Here is an 18,092-nt window from a genome sequence, read left to right as displayed (position 1 = left end):
CGTTGGTCTGGCAGACCACGGGCGCCGCCGCACAGGGGCGGCGCCCATCAGGACGCCGGGGGGCGGACACATGGGGGAGCGGGAAGCCGTGCTGCGGCTGGACGAGCGGTGGGCACGGATCCGGTCGGGGGCGGAGCAGGCCGAGTACGCGACAGCGGAGACGCTGCTCGGGGAGCTGATCGGCGCACTGCGCGGGCCGGCCGCGAACGATCCCGAGTGCGCGGCGCGGCTCGGGCTGCGCCTGGGCGATCTGGCGGCCCGCCGGTTCGCCGGCGGCGACCGCGCCGGGGCGCTCGCGGCGATCGAGGAGGGCCTGCGCTACGCGCAGCAGGCCGCCGGGCACGGGCCGGAGTACGCCCGCTGGTACGCCCGGGGGCTGATCAACCAGGGGGTCTGGCTGGCCTGGCCGCTCAGCGACGCCGACCGGCTGCCCCGCTACCCGCTGGGCGCGGCGGCGGAGCACGGACCGAGCGCCATCGAGCGGGCGGCGGGGGAGCGGGCCCGCGACCTGACCCGGACCGCAGTGGAGGTCTGGAGCAGCCTGGACCAGCAGGATCCGGTCAACCGGCGGGGCCTGGCGCAGGCCGGGGTGTTCCTCGCGGACCGGCTGGCGGAGCTGGGTCTCGCCGAGGAGGCGGTGGCCTGGGCGGTGGACGCCGAGGAGGGCTTCCGCCGCCTGCTGCTCTCCGGTCCCGCCCCGGAGGAGGCCCGGGAGGCGGAGGAGGCCCTCGACCACATCGGCCGGCAGCTCCGGCTGCGGATGCGCTTCCTGTCCTTCGACGCACTGGCGAACCTGCGCGCGCGGGGGCTGCTGCCCGAGCGGCTGCTGCCGCAGGCCGTGGTGGCGGCCCGGATCGGCGGGGCGGCCGAGCCCGTGATCGCGGACCGGCTCCGGCTGGACGCCGAGCAGGTGCGGACGATGCTGGAGGTCACCCCGTGGCTGGCCGTGTGGCGCTTCGAGGTGCGCGGCCCCGACGGGCTGTGGGAGGTCCGGGGGGATCACTGGCGCAGCAGCAGCGAGGTACGGAACAGGACAGCCGAGGATATAGGGGACGAACTCATACGGAGCTTCCGGTCGTCCCCGGACTACCCCGGCGACGGCGCCTACTGGCGCGTCCTGGTCTGGTGGCACGCGGAGGGCGATCCCTCCGGGGCCCGGTTCCGGCTGCTCGCAGGCCCCGACACGCACGGCCGGGTGCTGGACGCGGACCCCTCGTGAAAGTTTGCACAAGGGGCCGCCTACGATGGGGGGCGTGTTGAACCCCCTCGCCTACCTCGCCGCCCGCTGGACGCCCTCACCCCGGATCGTCCAGCGTGCCGCACTCGCCGCGCTCACCATGACCGTCGTCATCGTCGTCACCGGCGGCGCCGTGCGGCTGACCGGATCGGGTCTGGGCTGCGACACCTGGCCCAAGTGCACCGACGACAGCCTGATCACCACGCAGGCCCAGGGCATCCACGGCGCCATCGAGTTCGGCAACCGCATGCTGACCTACGTGGTCAGTGCAGCCGTCGGCTGGTGCATCCTGGCGGCCCGCTGCGCCAAGCCGTGGCGCCGGTCCCTGACCAAGCTCGGCTGGGCCCAGTTCTGGATCGTCGGCGCCAACGCCGTGCTCGGCGGGATCACCGTCCACACCAAGCTCAACCCGTGGAGCGTGGCCGGGCACTTCCTGCTCGCCACCGCGCTGATCACCGTCACGACGCTCACCTGGCAGCGCGCCCGCGAGGGCGACGGCACCGCCAAGCCGCGGGTGCCGGGCCCGGTGCGCAAGCTGTCGTGGGGCCTGATGGCCACCACCGCCGTGCTGATCGCCGCGGGCACCGTGGTGACCGGCTCCGGGCCGCACGCCGGCGACAGCAGCGAGGTGCCGCGGATGCCCTTCGACTGGGAGTCCACGGCCCACGTGCACGCCGTCGCCGCCTGGGTGGTGTGCGCGCTCGCCGTCGCCATGTGGCTGGTGCTGCGGGTGGTGGACGCCCCGGACGACACCCGGGCCCGCGCCCGGGACCTGCTCGTCGTCCTCCTCGCGCAGGGCGCCATCGGCTACGTGCAGTTCTTCACGGACCTGCCCGAGGTCCTGGTCGGCGCCCACATGCTGGGGTCCTGCCTGGTGTGGATCGCGGTGCTCCGCGTGGCGCTCAGCCTCCGGGAGCGCCCGGTCGAGCAGGCGGGCATCCCGGCGCAGAGCGACCCGCAGCTCTCCGCGCTCTGATCCGCCCGGTCCGCGCGCCGCTCTGCCCGAGGAACGCCCCGCGCACGAGCCGGGCCGTCCACCGCGACGGCCCGGCTCCCCCGTGCCCGCCGCGTCGGGCGCGCTCGTCGCGTCAGCTGTGTTCGTCCCGTCAGCTGTGTTCGTCGAGCCGGTAGACCCGCCGGGCGTTGCCCGCCGCGACCATCGCGGCCACCCGCTCGGCGTCCCGCCAGGACCAGGCCCCCTCCCCCACCCAGCCGCCGAGCACCCGGCCCAGTGCCTCCCGGAACACCAGGGCGCCCACCGCGTGCAGCTCGGGCAGCCGGCGCCCGCCGCTGGAGAAGAGCAGCTTGCCGAACGGGGCGAGCTCGAGCAGCTCGGCGAGGACCGCCGGGGCCCGCGCACCGCTCTGCCCGAGGGCCGCCCCCAGGTCGGCGTGGACGTGCGGGAACGCGGCCGCCAGCTGGGCCGTGCGCCGGTGGTACGGGTACCCGCCGAGCAGCACCAGCCGGCTCCCCAGCCCCTCGGTGGCCCGGGCGAAGTCGGCCAGCAGCGCCGGATCGGCCTGCTCCGGCCGCCGCCCCGGCTCCGCCCCGCCCGTGTGCAGCTGGAGCGGCAGCCCGGTCGCCACCGCGCTCCACAGGAGGTGCCGCAGCAGTACGGGGTCGCGTACGGCCCCGCCCGCGGGGCGGTGGGCCAGCCACCGCCCGGCGGCCCCGCGGACTTCTCCCGGTCCGGGCGGCCGGGGGCAGCGGGCGAGGGCGGCGGGATACCCGGCGTCGGCGCCGCAGGTGAAGGCCACGGCTCCGGCGGCGGCGTGGTGGACGGCCTCGGCGAGGTCGGCGAGGAAGGCGGGGACGGTCCCGGAGGTGTCGGCGGCCTGCTCGGCCAGCCGCTCCAGACGGACGAGTTCAAAGGCCTCGGCGTCGCCGGTGAGTGCCAGTTCCTTGGGCCCGGTGAGGTCGCCGGCTTCGCCGGTGTCGACCAGGTGGGCGGCGATGCCGGAGCCGCGCAGGAGCCTGCGCCCGGACTCGGCCGCGCCGAGCTCGCGGCGCCGGGCCAGGTAGCGGGCGGGGGCGCAGTGCGGTTCCAGGCCGAGCAGCGGCGGGCACCAGCGGCGCACGGCGAAGCCGGTCTGGGTGTCGAAGAAGGTGGTCCCGGGGGCGGGCGGCCCGGCCGGGGGCAACAGCTCGGCCTCGAAGGTGCCCAGGCCCAGCTCGGTGCGGAGCAGTCCGTGGCAGTACTGGTCCACCAGGGGCGGCGTTTCGATCATCCGGGCATCCCGTTGCGGACGTGGGGGCGCTTCCACACGTCCTAACGGGTGAGCCCGGTGTGAGGTGTTGCTCGCGCTGTTGACCGAGCGGCCACCGTACGGGCTCAGGCCGCCGGGTTGGCCGTTCCGCCGAGCTGGATGCCGGCCATCCGGGTCCACTCGTACGGGCCGGTCTTCACGCGGGCGGCGAAGTCGCCGTCGAACTCCTCGTGGAGGGTGAGCCCGGCCTTCTCGGCGGCCTTCTCGGCCACCGCGTAGCTCGGGGCGACCAGGTCGCCCCAGCCGCCGTCCGTGCCCACGAGAACGATCCGGGTGCCGGCCTGGCCGATGTGCGCGAGCTGGCCCTCGGCGCCGCCGTGCTCCCGCGCGAAGGCGCCGATCTGCTTGGCCAGCTTCGCGGCGGCCCGTTCCTGCTTCTTGGTGTCTGCGGTGGTGTCAGCCATGGACAGCATGCTACCGGCGAGTAATCAGCGGAGGAAGGGATCCACGGCCACGGCCACGAAGAGCAGCGACACATAGGTGATGGACCAGTGGAACAGGCGCATCTCCTTGAGCTTCGCGCCGGTCACGCCCGCCTTCGCCCGCGCGTGCAGCGCGTGCGCCTCCCACAGCCACCAGCCGCCCGCCGCCAGCGCGACCGCGGTGTAGAACCAGCCGGTGTACCCCAGCGGGGTCAGCAGCAGCGAGACGCCGACCATCACCCAGCTGTACAGGACGATCTGCCGCGCGACGGCCTTGTTGCCGGCGACGACCGGCAGCATCGGCACGCCGACGCGCGCGTAGTCGTCCTTCACCTTCATCGACAGCGGCCAGTAGTGCGGCGGCGTCCAGAAGAAGATGACGAGGAAGAGGATGACGGCGGCCCAGGAGACCTCGTTGCGCACCGCGGACCAGCCGATGAGCACCGGCATGCAGCCGGCGATGCCGCCCCAGACGATGTTCTGGGTGGTGCGCCGCTTCAGCAGCATCGTGTACACGACGACATAGAAGAGGAGTGCGCCCAGGGCGAGCGCGGCGGACAGCCAGTTGACGAGCAGCCCGAACCACAGCGTCGACACCACGCCCAGGGTGATGCCGAAGACGAGGCACTCGCGGGGGCTGACCATGCCGGTGACCAAGGGGCGCTGAGCCGTGCGGTCCATCAGCGCGTCGATGTCGCGGTCGATGTACATGTTCAGCGCGTTCGCGCCGCCCGCGGACATGTAGCCGCCGAAGCAGGTCGCGAGGACCAGCCACAGCGACGGCACACCCTCCTCGGCGAGGAACATCACCGGCACTGTGGTGATCAGCAGAAGTTCGATGATCCGTGGCTTGGTCAAAGCCACAAAAGCCTTCGCACGGGCCCCGAACGGCCGGTGGCCGGGGCTCGTCCCGAGCACCCCCGAAGGACGGGATTCGACGGCCGTCACGCACACCCCTGACAGAGAATCCAGCAAGTTCCGGACAAGTTGGACCGGTAAAGACTTGCGCGTACCACGCCACTTTAGACGTTGCGCTGTACGCGCCCTGCGCGGGGGTCGTCTCGTGTTGGTCCGATCGGGGCCGCCGACGTTGTGACGGACTGCGGGCACTCGAATAGCTGCATGCCGCGGCGGGGGTAGGCTCGGAATCGCCGGTGCACGGTACGTCACCGGGAACCGACATCTGGAGAGGAGCCCTGACCCACGGTGACCACCAAGCCGACGACCACAGAGCTCGAATGGACCGATCTGGACCAGCGGGCCGTCGACACCGCCCGCATCCTGGCAGCCGACTCGGTCCAGAAAGTCGGGAACGGCCACCCCGGCACGGCCATGAGCCTGGCCCCGGCCGCGTACACCCTGTTCCAGAAGGTGATGCGGCACGACCCGGCGGACCCGGACTGGGTCGGGCGTGACCGCTTCGTGCTTTCCGCCGGTCACTCCTCCCTGACCCTCTACACCCAGCTGTACCTGGCCGGCTTCGGCCTGGAGCTGGACGACCTCAAGGCGTTCCGCACCTGGGGCTCGAAGACCCCCGGCCACCCGGAGTACGGCCACACCAAGGGCGTCGAGACCACGACCGGCCCGCTCGGCCAGGGTGTCGCCAACGCGGTGGGCATGGCGATGGCCGCCCGCTACGAGCGCGGCCTGTTCGACCCGGAGGCCGCCCCGGGCGCCTCCCCCTTCGACCACATGGTCTACTGCATCGCCGGCGACGGCTGCCTGCAGGAGGGCATCTCCGCCGAGGCCTCCTCCCTCGCCGGCCACCAGAAGCTCGGCAACCTGGTGCTGCTGTGGGACGACAACCACATCTCCATCGAGGGCGACACGGAGACGGCCGTCTCCGAGGACACCGTCAAGCGCTACGAGGCGTACGGCTGGCACGTCCAGCGCATCGAGCAGCAGAGCGACGGCGACATCGACCCCAAGGCCCTGTACGAGGCGCTGGCCGCCGCCAAGGCCGAGACCGAGCGCCCCTCCTTCATCGCGATGCGCTCGATCATCGCCTGGCCGGCCCCGCACGCCCAGAACACGGAGGCGGCGCACGGCTCGGCCCTCGGCGACGACGAGGTGGCCGCCACCAAGCGCGTCCTCGGCTTCGACCCGGAGCAGACCTTCGAGGTCTCCGACGCCGTCATCGGCCACACCCGCAAGGCGCTGGACCGCGGCCGCGAGGCCAAGGCCGCCTGGGAGAAGGACCTCTCCGCCTGGCGCACCGCCAACCCGGAGCGCGCGGCCGAGTTCGACCGCATCCAGGCCAACGAGCTGCCCGAGGGCTGGGAGGACAAGCTCCCCGTCTTCGAGCCCGGCACCGGTGTCGCCACCCGGGCCGCCTCCGGCAAGGTGCTCCAGGCGCTCGGCGCGGTCATCCCCGAGCTGTGGGGCGGCTCGGCCGACCTGGCCGGCTCGAACAACACCACCATCGACAAGAACTCCTCGTTCCTGCCGAAGGGCAACCCGCTGCCGGAGGCCGACCCGTACGGCCGCACCATCCACTTCGGCATCCGCGAGCACGCCATGGCCGCCGCCATGAACGGCATCGCGCTGCACGGCCACACCCGCATCTACGGCGGCACCTTCCTGGTGTTCTCCGACTACATGCGCAACGCCGTGCGCCTGTCGGCCCTGATGCACCTGCCGGTGACGTACGTCTGGACGCACGACTCCGTCGGCCTCGGCGAGGACGGCCCGACCCACCAGCCGGTCGAGCACCTGGCCTCGCTGCGCGCCATCCCCGGTCTGACCATCGTCCGCCCGGCCGACGCGAACGAGACGGCAGTCGCCTGGCGCGAGATCCTCGCGCGCCACACCAAGGTGTTCGGCAAGGGCACCCCGCACGGCCTGGCGCTGACCCGCCAGGGCGTCCCGACGTACGAGCGCAACGAGGACGCGGCCAAGGGCGGCTACGTGCTGTTCGAGGCCGAGGGAGGTCAGCCGCAGGTCGTGCTCATCGGCACCGGCTCCGAGGTGCAGCTCGCCGTGGCCGCCCGCGAGGCGCTCCAGGCCGAGGGCATCCCGGCCCGGGTCGTCTCGATGCCGTCCGTCGAGTGGTTCGAGGAGCAGGACCAGGCGTACAAGGACAGCGTCCTGCCGCCGTCGGTGAAGGCGCGGGTCGCGGTCGAGGCCGGCATCGGCCTGACCTGGCACCGCTACGTCGGCGACGCGGGCCGCATCGTCTCCCTCGAGCACTTCGGTGCCTCCGCCGACGCCAAGGTGCTGTTCCGCGAGTTCGGCTTCACCGCCGAGGCCGTTGCCGCGGCCGCCAAGGAATCGATCGAAGCCGCGCGCTGACGCCGGTACGAACACCAGTAGGAGATGCAATTCCCATGACAGACGCACTCAAGCGCCTCTCCGACGAGGGCGTGGCGATCTGGCTGGACGACCTGTCCCGCAAGCGCATCACGTCGGGCAACCTGGCCGAGCTCGTCGACGAGTCGCACGTCGTCGGCGTCACCACCAACCCGTCGATCTTCCAGAAGGCGATCAGCAGCGGCGACGGCTACGAGCAGCAGCTCGCGGACCTGGCCGCCCGCAAGGTCACCGTCGACGAGGCCATCCGCATGATCACGACGGCGGACGTCCGCGACGCCGCCGACATCCTGCGGCCGGTCTTCGACCGGACCGACGGCCAGGACGGCCGTGTGTCGATCGAGGTCGACCCGCGCCTGGCCCACAACACCACGGCGACGATCGCCGAGGCCAAGCAGCTCGCCTGGCTGGTGGACCGCCCGAACACGCTGATCAAGATCCCGGCGACCAAGGCCGGCCTGCCGGCGATCGCCGAGGTCATCGGCAAGGGCATCAGCGTCAACGTCACGCTGATCTTCTCGCTGGAGCGCTACCGCGAGGTCATGGACGCGTACCTGACGGGTCTGGAGAAGGCCAAGGCCGCGGGCCTGGACCTGTCCGAGATCCACTCGGTCGCCTCCTTCTTCGTGTCCCGCGTGGACACCGAGATCGACAAGCGCCTGGACGCGCTGGGCACGGACGAGGCCAAGGCCCTGAAGGGCAAGGCGGCGCTCGCCAACGCCCGTCTGGCCTACGAGGCCTACGAGGAGGTCTTCTCCTCCGACCGCTGGGCCGCCCTGGAGCGCCTGGGCGCCAACAAGCAGCGCGCGCTGTGGGCCTCGACCGGCGTGAAGGACCCGGCGTACAAGGACACCCTGTACGTGGACGAGCTGGTCGCCCCGAACACGGTGAACACCATGCCGGAGGGCACCCTGGAGGCCGCCGCCGACCACGGCGAGATCACGGGCGACACGGTGCGCGGCACCTACGAGCAGTCGCGCGCGGAGCTCGATGCGGTCGCGAAGCTGGGCATCTCGTACGACGATGTGGTTCAGCTGCTTGAGGACGAGGGCGTCGAGAAGTTCGAGGCGTCCTGGAACGACCTGCTGAAGTCCACCGAGGCGGAGCTGGAGCGCCTCGCTCCCACGGAGGCCTGAGCACCTTGTCTGTAAACGGAGCGAACCCGCTTCGTGACGCACAGGACCGGCGGCTCCCGCGCATCGCGGGGCCGTCCGGTCTGGTCATTTTCGGCGTTACGGGTGACCTGTCGCGCAAGAAGCTGATGCCCGCCGTCTACGACCTGGCCAACCGCGGCCTGCTCCCGCCGGGCTTCTCCCTGATCGGCTTCGCCCGCCGGGAATGGGAGCACGAGGACTTCGCCCAGGAGGTGTACGAGGCTGTCAAGCAGCACGCGCGTACGCCCTTCCGGGAGGAGGTCTGGCAGCAGCTGGTCCAGGGCTGCCGTTTCGTCCAGGGCGACTTCGACGACGACGCGGCGTTCGAGACGCTGAAGGCGACGATCGAGGAGCTCGACAAGCAGCAGGGAACGGGCGGCAACTTCGCCTTCTACCTGTCCGTGCCGCCGAAGTTCTTCCCGAAGGTGGTCCAGCAGCTCAAGGACCACGGACTCGCCCAGAAGGAGGGCTCCTGGCGGCGCGCCGTCATCGAGAAGCCCTTCGGCCACGACCTCAAGAGCGCCGAGGAGCTCAACAAGGTCGTCCACGAGGTGTTCCCCCGGGACGAGGTCTTCCGCATCGACCACTACCTGGGCAAGGAGACCGTCCAGAACATCCTGGCGCTCCGCTTCGCGAACACGATGTTCGAGCCGATCTGGAACCGGTCGTACGTCGACCACGTGCAGATCACCATGGCCGAGGACATCGGCATCGGCGGCCGGGCCGGCTACTACGACGGCATCGGCGCGGCCCGGGACGTCATCCAGAACCACCTGCTCCAGCTGCTCGCGCTGACCGCGATGGAGGAGCCCGGCTCCTTCCACCCCAAGGCGCTGGTGGCGGAGAAGCTGAAGGTGCTCAGCGCCGTCCAGATCCCCGAGGACCTGGGCAAGCACACCGTGCGCGGCCAGTACACCTCGGCGTGGCAGGGCGGCGAGAAGGTCGTCGGCTATCTCGAAGAGGACGGGATCGACCCGAACTCGAAGACCGACACCTACGCGGCCATCCGCCTGGAGATCAACAACCGCCGCTGGGCGGGCGTCCCGTTCTACCTGCGGACCGGCAAGCGCCTGGGCCGCCGGGTCACCGAGATCGCGGTGGTCTTCAAGCGGGCCCCGTACCTGCCGTTCGAGTCGGGCGCGACCGAGGAGCTGGGGCAGAACGCCCTGGTCATCCGGGTCCAGCCGGACGAGGGCGTGACGGTCCGCTTCGGCTCCAAGGTTCCGGGCACCTCCATGGAGGTCCGGGACGTCACGATGGACTTCGCGTACGGCGAGTCCTTCACGGAGTCGAGCCCCGAGGCGTACGAGCGGCTGATCCTGGACGTCCTGCTGGGTGACGCGAACCTCTTCCCGCGCCACCAGGAGGTCGAGCTCTCCTGGCACATCCTCGACCCGATCGAGGAGTACTGGGACAAGCACGGCAAGCCCGCCCAGTACGGGGCGGGGACCTGGGGGCCGGTCGAGGCGGACGAGATGCTCGCACGAGACGGACGGAGCTGGCGCCGGCCATGAAGATCGACCTCACGGAGACCACCTCCAGCAAGATCAACGCCGCGCTGGTGCAGGCACGCCGGGACATCGGCACGCCGGCCGTCGGCATGGTCCTCACGCTGGTGATCGTGACCGACGAGGAGAACGCGTACGACGCGCTCAAGTCGGCGAACGACGCGTCCCACGAGCACCCCTCGCGGATCATCGTCGTCATCAAGCGGGTCAGCCGCTCGCCGCGCAGCCGCCGCGACGCCCGTCTCGACGCGGAAGTCCGCGTCGGGGCGGACGCCGGCTCGGGCGAGACGGTCGTGCTCCGCCTCCACGGTGAGCTGGTCAACCACGCCGACTCGGTGGTTCTCCCCCTGCTCCTCCCGGACGCGCCGGTGGTCGTCTGGTGGCCGGAGGGCGCCCCCTCGGACCTGGCGGGCAACCCGCTGGGTGCGCTGGGGCAGCGCCGGATCGCGGACACGTACGCCTGCGAGGACCCCATCGGGGTGCTGTCGGCGCGGGCGGCGGCATACGCCCCCGGCGACACGGACCTGTCCTGGACCCGGATCACGCCGTGGCGCTCCATGCTGGCGGCGGCCCTGGACCAGCAGTCCTTCCAGGTGACCTCGGCAGTCGTCGAGGGCGAGGACGAGAACCCGAGCTGCGAGCTGCTGGCCATGTGGCTGGCGGACCGCCTGAAGGTCCCCGTCCGGCGCACCCTGTCGGCGGGCCCCGGCCTGACGTCGGTGCACCTGGAGACCAAGGACGGCGAGATCGTCCTGGACCGGGCGGACGGTTCGCTGGCGACGCTGCGCATGCCGGGCCAGCCCGACCGGAGCGTGGCGCTCAAGCGCCGCGACACGGCCGAGCTGCTGGCGGAGGAGCTGCGCCGGCTCGACCCGGACAACACCTACGCGTCCGCGCTGAAGTTCGGCGTGGCGAAGCTGGAGTCGGCCCGGGCCCAGGCGGCCCAGGCCGGGGCGGAGCCCGCCGCGGCCGAGGCCGGGGTCGGGGCCGGGGCCGGGGCCGAAGTCCCGTCCGACGCCGCCGGGTCCGCGTCCGCGGCCAAGGGCGGCAAGTCCGCCGGCAAGGCGGCCGCGCCGGCCAAGAAGGCCTCGGCCAAGCAGTGAAGCACGGTGGCCGCCGGCCGGCCCGCCCCCTGTTCCCGGGGTGCGGTCCGGTCGGCGGCCGAGCCATTTCCTGACGAAGAAGGCGGCAACAACATGGGTATGACGACTCCCCAGGTCGTCGTCCACCGGGACAAGGAGCTGATGGCCCAGGCCGCGGCCGCCCGGCTCATCACGAAGATCGTGGACGCGCAGGCGGCCCGCGGCAGCGCCTCGGTGGTCCTCACGGGCGGCCGCAACGGCAACGGGCTGCTCGCGGCCCTGGCGGCGGCCCCGGCCCGGGACGCGGTCGACTGGACCCGCCTGGACCTGTGGTGGGGCGACGAGCGGTACGTCCCGGCCGACGACCCCGAGCGCAACCACGTCCAGGCCCGCGAGGCGCTGCTCGACGCGGTCCCGGTGGACCCGGCGCGGGTCCACGTGATGCCGGCCTCGGACGGCCCGTACGGCAGTGACGTGGACGCGGCGGCCGCGGCGTACGCGGAGGAGCTGCGCCGGGCCGCGGGGCCGGAGGACCACGGTCCGGTGCCCCGCTTCGACGTGCTGATGCTGGGCGTCGGTCCGGACACGCACGTGGCCTCGCTGTTCCCGGAGCACCCGGCGGCGCGCGAGACCGAGCGCACGGTCGTCGGCGTCCACGGCGCCCCGAAGCCGCCGCCGACGCGGGTCTCGCTGACCCTGCCGGCCATCCGCGCGGCCCGCGAGGTGTGGCTGCTGGCGGCCGGCGAGGACAAGGCGGGCGCGGTGGCGATCGCGCTCGGCGGGGCGGGCGAGCTCCAGGCCCCGGCGGCGGCTGCGTACGGGCGCTCGCGCACCCTGTGGCTGCTCGACCGGGCCGCGGCGGCGAAGCTGCCGCCGGGCCTGTACCCGCCGGCCTCGGCCTGACCTGACACCGGGTCCGACAACAGGCCCGACACGCCCCGGCCCCGGCCCCGGCCCCGTGGGCACGCGCAAGGGCCCGACCTCCCCGGAATCCACCGGGGGAGGTCGGGCCCTCGTGCATGCCGCGGCCGACGGCCGCGGAAGCGTCAGGAGCGGCCGCGCAGCGAGCGGTACGCGTCCACCAGGCCGCGGGTCGAGGCGTCGAGGCCCGGGACGTCCGCGCCCCCGGTCAGCGCCGGCTCCACCCGCTTGGCCAGCACCTTGCCGAGCTCCACGCCCCACTGGTCGAAGGAGTCGATGTTCCAGACGGCGCCCTGGACGAACACCTTGTGCTCGTACAGCGCGATCAGCTGGCCGAGCACCGACGGGGTGAGTTCGGCGGCCAGGATCGTCGTCGTCGGGTGGTTGCCGCGGAAGGTCTTGTGCGGGACGAGGGGCTCCGGCACGCCCTCGGCGCGGACCTCGTCGGCGGTCTTGCCGAAGGCCAGCGCCTGCGTCTGCGCGAAGAAGTTGGCCATCAGCAGGTCGTGCTGGGCGGCCAGGGCCGGGGACAGCTCGGCCACGGGGCGGGCGAAGCCGATGAAGTCCGCCGGGATCACCTTCGTGCCCTGGTGGATCAACTGGTAGTACGCGTGTTGCCCGTTGGTGCCGGGCGTGCCCCACACGACCGGGCCGGTCTGCCAGTCTACCGGGCGGCCGTCGCGGTCCACGGACTTGCCGTTGGACTCCATGTCCAGCTGCTGGAGGTACGCGGTGAACCGCGACAGGTAGTGGCTGTAGGGCAGGACGGCGTGCGACTGGGCGTCGTGGAAGGCGCCGTACCAGATCCCGAGCAGGCCGAGCAGCAGCGGGGCGTTCTCCTCGGCGGGCGCCGTGCGGAAGTGCTCGTCCATCAGCCGGAAGCCGCCCAGGAGTTCGCGGAAGCGGTCGGGGCCGATCGCGATCATCAGGGAGAGGCCGATGGCCGAGTCGAAGGAGTAGCGGCCGCCGACCCAGTCCCAGAACTCGAACATGTTGGCCGGATCGATGCCGAAGTCCGACACCTTCTCGGCGTTGGTGGACAGCGCGACGAAGTGCCGTGCCACGGCGGTCTCGTCGCCGCCGAGGCCGTCCAGCAGCCAGGCGCGCGCCGATTCGGCGTTGGTGATGGTCTCGATGGTGGTGAACGTCTTGGAGGCGATGATGAACAGGGTCCGCGCCGGGTCGAGGTCGCGCACCGCCTCGTGCAGGTCGGCGCCGTCCACGTTGGAGACGAACCGCAGGGTCAGGCCGCGGTCGGTGAAGGCGCGCAGCGCCTCGTAGGCCATGGCCGGGCCCAGGTCGGAGCCGCCGATGCCGATGTTGACGACGTTGGTGATGCGCTCGCCGGTGAAGCCGGTCCACTCCCCCGAGCGGATCCGGTCGCTGAAGGCGGCCATCTTGTCGAGGACGGCGTGCACCCCGGGGACGACGTTCTCGCCGTCCACCTCGATCACCGCGGCGGGCGCGGCGCGCAGCGCGGTGTGCAGGACGGCGCGGTCCTCGGTGGTGTTGATCTTCTCGCCGCGGAACATGGCCTCGCGCAGTTCGGCCACGCCGGTCGCCGCCGCCAGCTCGCGCAGCAGCGTCAGCGTCTCGTCCGTCACGAGGTTCTTCGAGTAGTCGATGTGCAGGTCCCCGACCCGCAGCGTGTAGTCCGTGCCCCGGCCCGGCGCCGCCTCGAACAGCTCGCGCAGATGCGTCTGTCCCAGCTCTTCCCGGTGCTTGCCGAGGGCAAGCCACTCGGGGGTCCGGTTGAGCCTCACACGGCTGTCTGCGTTCATTTCGGACATCAACCCGTTTCTTCCGTCCTGTCGTGCCCCGCCGATCACCAACTTAAGGGATCGGAAGGGGGCCAACCGCACGCAAAGGGGCCCGGCCCGCGGGAGAACACTCCTGCGGGCCGGGCCCCTGTCACATCGTCACGGCGCGTTCGTCAGATTTCGCCGCGGAGTTTGGCGAGCGCCTCGGCGAGGATCGCCTCGCCGTCGGCGTCCGTGCGCCGCTCCCGTACGTACGCCAGGTGCGTCTTGTAGGGCTCGGTGCGGGGCGGCGCCGGGGGGTTGTCCCGGTCCTGTCCGGCCGGAAACCCGCAGCGCGGGCAGTCCCAGGTGTCCGGGACCTGCGCGTCGCTGGCGAAGCTGGGCTGCGTCTCGTGCCCGTTCGAGCACCAGAACGAGATGCGCAGGCGGGGCGCGGACTCACCGCGCTCGGCCTCGCCCATCGGCCCCGCCCCGACCCGGCTACCACGGATCGCGTTGCCACTTGCCACGGTCGTAACTCCCTGCGTGATGGTGCCGCGAAGCGTGAGTGGATTCCGCCGCGGGCGCCCCAGTCTACGTAAGGCCCAACGTACGTCCAGCAAATGGAGTTACTCACTCCAGGCTCTGGACGCCGTCCTCATGATAGGCGGGGCGGGCCCGGCCGGGCGGGCCGAATGGCGAGAACCGGCGGCTGCCCGGACGGGGTCAGCTCGCCGCCTTGGTGAGCAGGCCGAGCACCACGATGCACGCGAACCACAGCAGACCGACCACGATGGTGATGCGGTCGAGGTTGCGCTCGGCGACCGAGGAGCCGCCGACCGACGACTGCATGCCGCCGCCGAACATGTCCGAGAGGCCGCCGCCCTTGCCCTTGTGCATCAGCACGAGCAGCATCAGCAGGGCGCTGAAGACGATCAGGGCAATCGAGAACCCCATAACCACGGCTGGTTCCTACTTTCTGGCTTCTCTGGCTTCCGGCTGTGCTGGACGTGCGCGGGGGCCAGTGGCTGCTGGTTCAGCCCCCTGGCCCCCGCAAGGGTACGACGGATCCGCCCTGCCGCCTACTCGCTGCCGCGAGCCCGCGACCTGCGTGCGGACCCGGCGCGGACTACTGGTCCCGGAAGCGGACGATCTTGACGAACTCGTCCGCGTCGAGGGCCGCGCCGCCGACCAGGGCGCCGTCCACGTCCGGCTGGGCCATGATCGCCGCGATGTTGCCGGCCTTGACCGAGCCGCCGTACTGGATGCGGACCTTGTCGGCCAGCTCCTGGGAGTACAGCTCGGCGAGGCGGGCGCGGATGGCCCCGCAGACCTCCTGGGCGTCCTCGGGGGTGGCGACCTCGCCGGTGCCGATGGCCCAGACGGGCTCGTAGGCGATCACGATGGTCTCGGCCTGGTCGGCCGGGACGTCCTGCAGACCACCGTCCACCTGGGCGAGGGTGTGGGCGACCTGGTTGCCGGCCTTGCGGACGTCGAGGCCCTCGCCGACGCACAGGATCGGGGTGAGGCCGTTGCGGAAGGCGGCCTTGACCTTGGCGTTGCAGAGCTCGTCGGTCTCGCCGTGGTACTGGCGGCGCTCGCTGTGGCCGACGGCCACGTACGAGCACTTCAGCTTCGAGAGCATCGGGCCGGAAATCTCGCCGGTGTAGGCGCCGGAGTCCTGCGCCGAGACGTCCTGGGCGCCGTACTTGAGCTTCAGCTTGTCGCCCTCGACCAGCGTCTGGACCGAGCGCAGGTCGGTGAAGGGCACCAGGACCGCGACCTCGACGGCGTCGTAGTCCTTGTCGGTGAGGCCGAAGGAGAGCTTCTGGGCGTGGGCGATGGCCTCAAGGTGGTTGAGGTTCATCTTCCAGTTGCCCGCCATCAGCGGGATGCGCGTGGTCATGCGGGGTCAGACCTCCAGTGCAGCGATGCCGGGGAGCGTCTTGCCCTCGAGGTACTCGAGGGAGGCGCCGCCGCCGGTAGAGATGTGGCCGAAAGCGTTCTCGTCGAAGCCGAGCGTACGCACGGCCGCGGCGGAGTCGCCGCCGCCGACCACGGTGAACGCAGGGCTGTCGACGAGGGCCTGCGCGATCGCGCGGGTGCCGCCGGCGTAGTCGGGGTGCTCGAAGACGCCCACCGGGCCGTTCCAGAAGACGGTCCCGGCGTCGGCGATCTTCGAAGCGTACAGCTCGCGGGTCTTGGGGCCGATGTCCAGGCCCTCCTTGTCGGCGGGGATCTTGTCCGCGTCGACGGTGACGTACTCGGCCGGGGTCTTGCCCTTGAGGTCGGGGAAGTCCGCGGAGGCGAGGATGTCGACCGGCAGGAGCAGCTCGACGCCGCTCGCCTCGGCCCGGGCCATGTACTCCTTGACCTTCTCCACCTGGTCCTTCTGGAGCAGGGAGATGCCGACCTCGTGGCCCTTGGCGTACAGGAAGGTGTACGCCATGCCGCCGCCGATCAGCAGGCGGTCGGCCTTGCCGAGCAGCTCGTCGATGACGGCGAGCTTGTCGGAGACCTTGGCGCCGCCCAGGACGACGACGTAGGGGCGCTTGACCTCGGCGGTCAGCTTCTTCAGGACGCCGACCTCGGTGGCGATCAGGAACCCGGCCGCGTGCGGGAGGCGCGCGGGCAGGTCGAACACCGAGGCGTGCTTGCGGTGGACGGCGCCGAAGCCGTCGCCGACGTAGACGTCGGCCAGCTCGGCGAGCTGGTCGGCGAAGGCGCCGCGCTCGGCGTCGTCCTTGGACGTCTCGCCGGGGTTGAAGCGCAGGTTCTCGAGGACCGCGACCTGGCCGTCGGCGAGCTTGGCGACGGTCTCCCGGGCCGAGGCGCCGACGGTGTCGGTGGCGAAGGCCACCTCGGCGCCGAGCAGTTCGCCGAGCCGCTTGGCGGCCGGGGCGAGCGAGCAGGCCGGGTCCGGGGCGCCCTTCGGGCGGCCCAGGTGCGAGGCGACGACCACGCGGGCGCCGGCTTCGGCGAGCTTCGCGATGGTCGGCTGCACGGCGCGGATGCGGCCGTCGTCGGTGATCTCGTCACCGGCGAGCGGCACGTTGAGGTCCGCGCGCACGAAGACCCTCCTGCCGGAGACGCCCTCGGCGAGGAGTTCGTCGATCGTCTTCATCTGTTTCTACTCCTTGTCCCCCGGAACGGGCGGTGCCGGTGCGGGGTGGGTGGGACAGGCAAGCAACAGGGCCCGTACAACGCTTCATCGCGCTGCGCGGACCCTGTGCTCACATCATCGTGTTCGGCTTCGGTGCCCGACGAACCTTAGAGCTGGCCGCCGACGAAGACGGTGAGGTCGACGAGGCGGTTGGAGTAGCCCCACTCGTTGTCGTACCAGCCGACGACCTTGACCTGCTTGCCCTGAACCATCGTCAGGGAGGAGTCGAACGTGCAGGAGGCGGGCCAGTTCACGATGTCGGAGGAGACGATCGGGTCCTCGGTGTAGTCCAGGATGCCCTTCAGCTGGCCCTCGGCGGCCTTCTGGAAGGCGGCGTTGATCTCGTCCTTGGTGGCCTCGCGGTCCAGTTCGATGACGAGGTCGGTGACCGAGCCGGTGGGGACCGGGACGCGCATGGCGATGCCGTCCAGCTTGCCCTTCAGCTGCGGGAGGACCAGGGCGGTGGCCTTGGCGGCACCGGTGGAGGTCGGGATGATGTTCTCGGCGGCGGCGCGGGCGCGGCGCAGGTCCGAGTGCGGGAAGTCCAGGATGCGCTGGTCGTTCGTGTACGCGTGGACCGTGGTCATCATGCCCTTGACGATGCCGAAGTTCTCGTCGAGGACCTTGGCCATGGGCGCCACGCAGTTGGTGGTGCAGGAGGCGTTGGAGATGACGTGGTGCTTCGCCGCGTCGTACTTGTCCTGGTTGACGCCCATCACGATGGTGATGTCCTCGTCCTTGGCCGGGGCCGAGATGAGGACCTTCTTCGCGCCGGCGGCGAGGTGCTTGGCGGCGTCGGCCTTCTTCGTGAAGATGCCGGTCGACTCGATGACGATGTCGGCGCCCAGTTCGCCCCAGGGGAGGTTCGCGGGGTCGCGCTCGGCGAAGGTCTTGAAGGTGTTGCCGCCGACCGTGATGGTGTCCTCGGTGTGCGTGACCTCCTGCTGGAGGCGGCCGAGGATGCTGTCGTACTTGAGGAGGTGCACCAGGGTGGCGTTGTCCGTCAGGTCGTTGACACCGACGATCTCGATGTCCGCCCCCTGCTCCAGGAGAGCTCGGAAGTAGTTGCGGCCAATGCGGCCAAAACCGTTGATTCCTACGCGGATCGTCACGAACCGATCTCCTCGTTGGTGCGCCGGTCTGTGCGCCGGCGAGCTGTAATGGGATGTCCCCGACCGCTTACGACCCTACCTCTCCGTGAGCTTGCGAGTGACATCGTCCAGGGGCTGACACACCCCGGGGGCCCGCACCGGAAGGGCGGTGCGGGACCTCCGGGGCCTCGGCCCCTGT

16 protein-coding genes are annotated in these 18,092 nt (G+C 71.6%); 7 read left to right on the top strand and 9 right to left on the bottom strand.

The window, feature by feature from the left end; genetic code table 11:
- Window positions 1-70 precede the first annotated feature (70 nt).
- Window positions 71-1,219 carry a hypothetical protein gene (locus AC068A_RS19675; protein WP_478586509.1) on the top strand — a complete coding sequence of 383 codons (1,149 nt, stop codon included), beginning with the start codon at window positions 71-73 and terminating at the stop codon, window positions 1,217-1,219.
- 25 nt (window positions 1,220-1,244) lie between these two features.
- Window positions 1,245-2,213, top strand: coding sequence for a COX15/CtaA family protein (locus tag AC068A_RS19670; RefSeq protein WP_478586508.1), 969 nt, complete (start codon window positions 1,245-1,247; stop codon window positions 2,211-2,213).
- Window positions 2,214-2,343: 130 nt separating this feature from the next.
- On the opposite strand, the gene AC068A_RS19665 is transcribed toward AC068A_RS19670, so the two are convergent.
- From AC068A_RS19665 to AC068A_RS19655, 3 genes are all read right to left on the bottom strand, one after another.
- The gene (locus tag AC068A_RS19665; protein ID WP_478586506.1) at window positions 2,344-3,465 is read right to left on the bottom strand and encodes an amidohydrolase family protein; all 1,122 of its coding nucleotides are present in this window, start codon (window positions 3,463-3,465) and stop codon (window positions 2,344-2,346) included.
- Between the two features lie 104 nt (window positions 3,466-3,569).
- Window positions 3,570-3,908 carry a hypothetical protein gene (locus AC068A_RS19660; RefSeq protein ID WP_478586504.1) on the bottom strand — a complete coding sequence of 113 codons (339 nt, stop codon included), beginning with the start codon at window positions 3,906-3,908 and terminating at the stop codon, window positions 3,570-3,572.
- 24 nt (window positions 3,909-3,932) lie between these two features.
- Entirely contained in the window at window positions 3,933-4,874 is a 942-nt protein-coding gene (locus AC068A_RS19655) for a heme o synthase (RefSeq protein ID WP_478586503.1), read from the bottom strand.
- Between the two features lie 258 nt (window positions 4,875-5,132).
- Here AC068A_RS19655 and tkt point away from each other — a divergent pair, with 258 nt between their 5' ends.
- From tkt to pgl, 5 genes are all read left to right on the top strand, one after another.
- On the top strand, window positions 5,133-7,217 hold the full coding sequence (gene tkt / locus AC068A_RS19650) for a transketolase (RefSeq protein WP_478586501.1): 2,085 nt from the start codon (window positions 5,133-5,135) through the stop codon (window positions 7,215-7,217).
- 35 nt (window positions 7,218-7,252) lie between these two features.
- Window positions 7,253-8,371, top strand: a complete 1,119-nt coding sequence (tal, locus tag AC068A_RS19645) for a transaldolase (RefSeq protein ID WP_478586499.1) — start codon at window positions 7,253-7,255, stop codon at window positions 8,369-8,371.
- A gap of 5 nt (window positions 8,372-8,376) precedes the next feature.
- Complete coding sequence (zwf, locus tag AC068A_RS19640) at window positions 8,377-9,903, top strand: glucose-6-phosphate dehydrogenase (protein WP_478586497.1); 1,527 nt, start codon at window positions 8,377-8,379, stop codon at window positions 9,901-9,903.
- Entirely contained in the window at window positions 9,900-11,000 is a 1,101-nt protein-coding gene (gene opcA, locus AC068A_RS19635; protein WP_478586495.1) for a glucose-6-phosphate dehydrogenase assembly protein OpcA, read from the top strand. The genes zwf and opcA overlap by 4 nt, the downstream gene beginning before the upstream one ends.
- 99 nt (window positions 11,001-11,099) lie before the next feature.
- The gene (gene pgl, locus AC068A_RS19630) at window positions 11,100-11,882 is read left to right on the top strand and encodes a 6-phosphogluconolactonase (RefSeq protein WP_478586493.1); all 783 of its coding nucleotides are present in this window, start codon (window positions 11,100-11,102) and stop codon (window positions 11,880-11,882) included.
- Window positions 11,883-12,025: 143 nt separating this feature from the next.
- On the opposite strand, the gene pgi is transcribed toward pgl, so the two are convergent.
- The 6 genes from pgi to gap all read right to left on the bottom strand — a co-directional run bounded on the left by pgi (window position 12,026) and on the right by gap (window position 17,914).
- Window positions 12,026-13,681, bottom strand: coding sequence for a glucose-6-phosphate isomerase (gene pgi, locus AC068A_RS19625; protein ID WP_478586632.1), 1,656 nt, complete (start codon window positions 13,679-13,681; stop codon window positions 12,026-12,028).
- A gap of 152 nt (window positions 13,682-13,833) precedes the next feature.
- The gene (locus AC068A_RS19620) at window positions 13,834-14,169 is read right to left on the bottom strand and encodes an RNA polymerase-binding protein RbpA (RefSeq protein WP_007263454.1); all 336 of its coding nucleotides are present in this window, start codon (window positions 14,167-14,169) and stop codon (window positions 13,834-13,836) included.
- A gap of 196 nt (window positions 14,170-14,365) precedes the next feature.
- On the bottom strand, window positions 14,366-14,596 hold the full coding sequence (secG, locus tag AC068A_RS19615) for a preprotein translocase subunit SecG (RefSeq protein WP_478586491.1): 231 nt from the start codon (window positions 14,594-14,596) through the stop codon (window positions 14,366-14,368).
- Window positions 14,597-14,768: 172 nt separating this feature from the next.
- Window positions 14,769-15,545 (bottom strand): triose-phosphate isomerase, encoded by a 777-nt coding sequence (gene tpiA / locus AC068A_RS19610; protein ID WP_478586489.1) that lies wholly within the window; start codon window positions 15,543-15,545, stop codon window positions 14,769-14,771.
- 6 nt (window positions 15,546-15,551) lie between these two features.
- The gene (locus AC068A_RS19605) at window positions 15,552-16,763 is read right to left on the bottom strand and encodes a phosphoglycerate kinase (RefSeq protein WP_478586487.1); all 1,212 of its coding nucleotides are present in this window, start codon (window positions 16,761-16,763) and stop codon (window positions 15,552-15,554) included.
- 146 nt (window positions 16,764-16,909) lie between these two features.
- A complete protein-coding gene (gap, locus tag AC068A_RS19600; RefSeq protein ID WP_478586485.1) occupies window positions 16,910-17,914 on the bottom strand; it encodes a type I glyceraldehyde-3-phosphate dehydrogenase in 1,005 nt (334 codons plus the stop codon).
- Window positions 17,915-18,092: the final 178 nt, after the last annotated feature.

This window comes from Streptomyces sp. NPDC043854 (genome assembly GCF_056436005.1).
This window is presented reverse-complemented; position numbering and strand designations above follow the sequence as displayed.

What these genes read in the sequence shown, in the direction of transcription:
- AC068A_RS19675 (WP_478586509.1), top strand. Translation starts at nt 71, where the DNA reads ATGGGGGAGCGGGAAGCCGTGCTGCGGCTGGACGAGCGGTGGGCACGG.
- AC068A_RS19665 (WP_478586506.1), bottom strand. Translation starts at nt 3,465, where the DNA reads ATGATCGAAACGCCGCCCCTGGTGGACCAGTACTGCCACGGACTGCTC.
- pgi (WP_478586632.1), bottom strand. Translation starts at nt 13,681, where the DNA reads ATGAACGCAGACAGCCGTGTGAGGCTCAACCGGACCCCCGAGTGGCTT.
- AC068A_RS19670 (WP_478586508.1), top strand. Translation starts at nt 1,245, where the DNA reads ATGGGGGGCGTGTTGAACCCCCTCGCCTACCTCGCCGCCCGCTGGACG.
- secG (WP_478586491.1), bottom strand. Translation starts at nt 14,596, where the DNA reads ATGGGGTTCTCGATTGCCCTGATCGTCTTCAGCGCCCTGCTGATGCTG.
- opcA (WP_478586495.1), top strand. Translation starts at nt 9,900, where the DNA reads ATGAAGATCGACCTCACGGAGACCACCTCCAGCAAGATCAACGCCGCG.
- tal (WP_478586499.1), top strand. Translation starts at nt 7,253, where the DNA reads ATGACAGACGCACTCAAGCGCCTCTCCGACGAGGGCGTGGCGATCTGG.
- AC068A_RS19660 (WP_478586504.1), bottom strand. Translation starts at nt 3,908, where the DNA reads ATGGCTGACACCACCGCAGACACCAAGAAGCAGGAACGGGCCGCCGCG.
- tpiA (WP_478586489.1), bottom strand. Translation starts at nt 15,545, where the DNA reads ATGACCACGCGCATCCCGCTGATGGCGGGCAACTGGAAGATGAACCTC.
- pgl (WP_478586493.1), top strand. Translation starts at nt 11,100, where the DNA reads ATGACGACTCCCCAGGTCGTCGTCCACCGGGACAAGGAGCTGATGGCC.
- AC068A_RS19605 (WP_478586487.1), bottom strand. Translation starts at nt 16,763, where the DNA reads ATGAAGACGATCGACGAACTCCTCGCCGAGGGCGTCTCCGGCAGGAGG.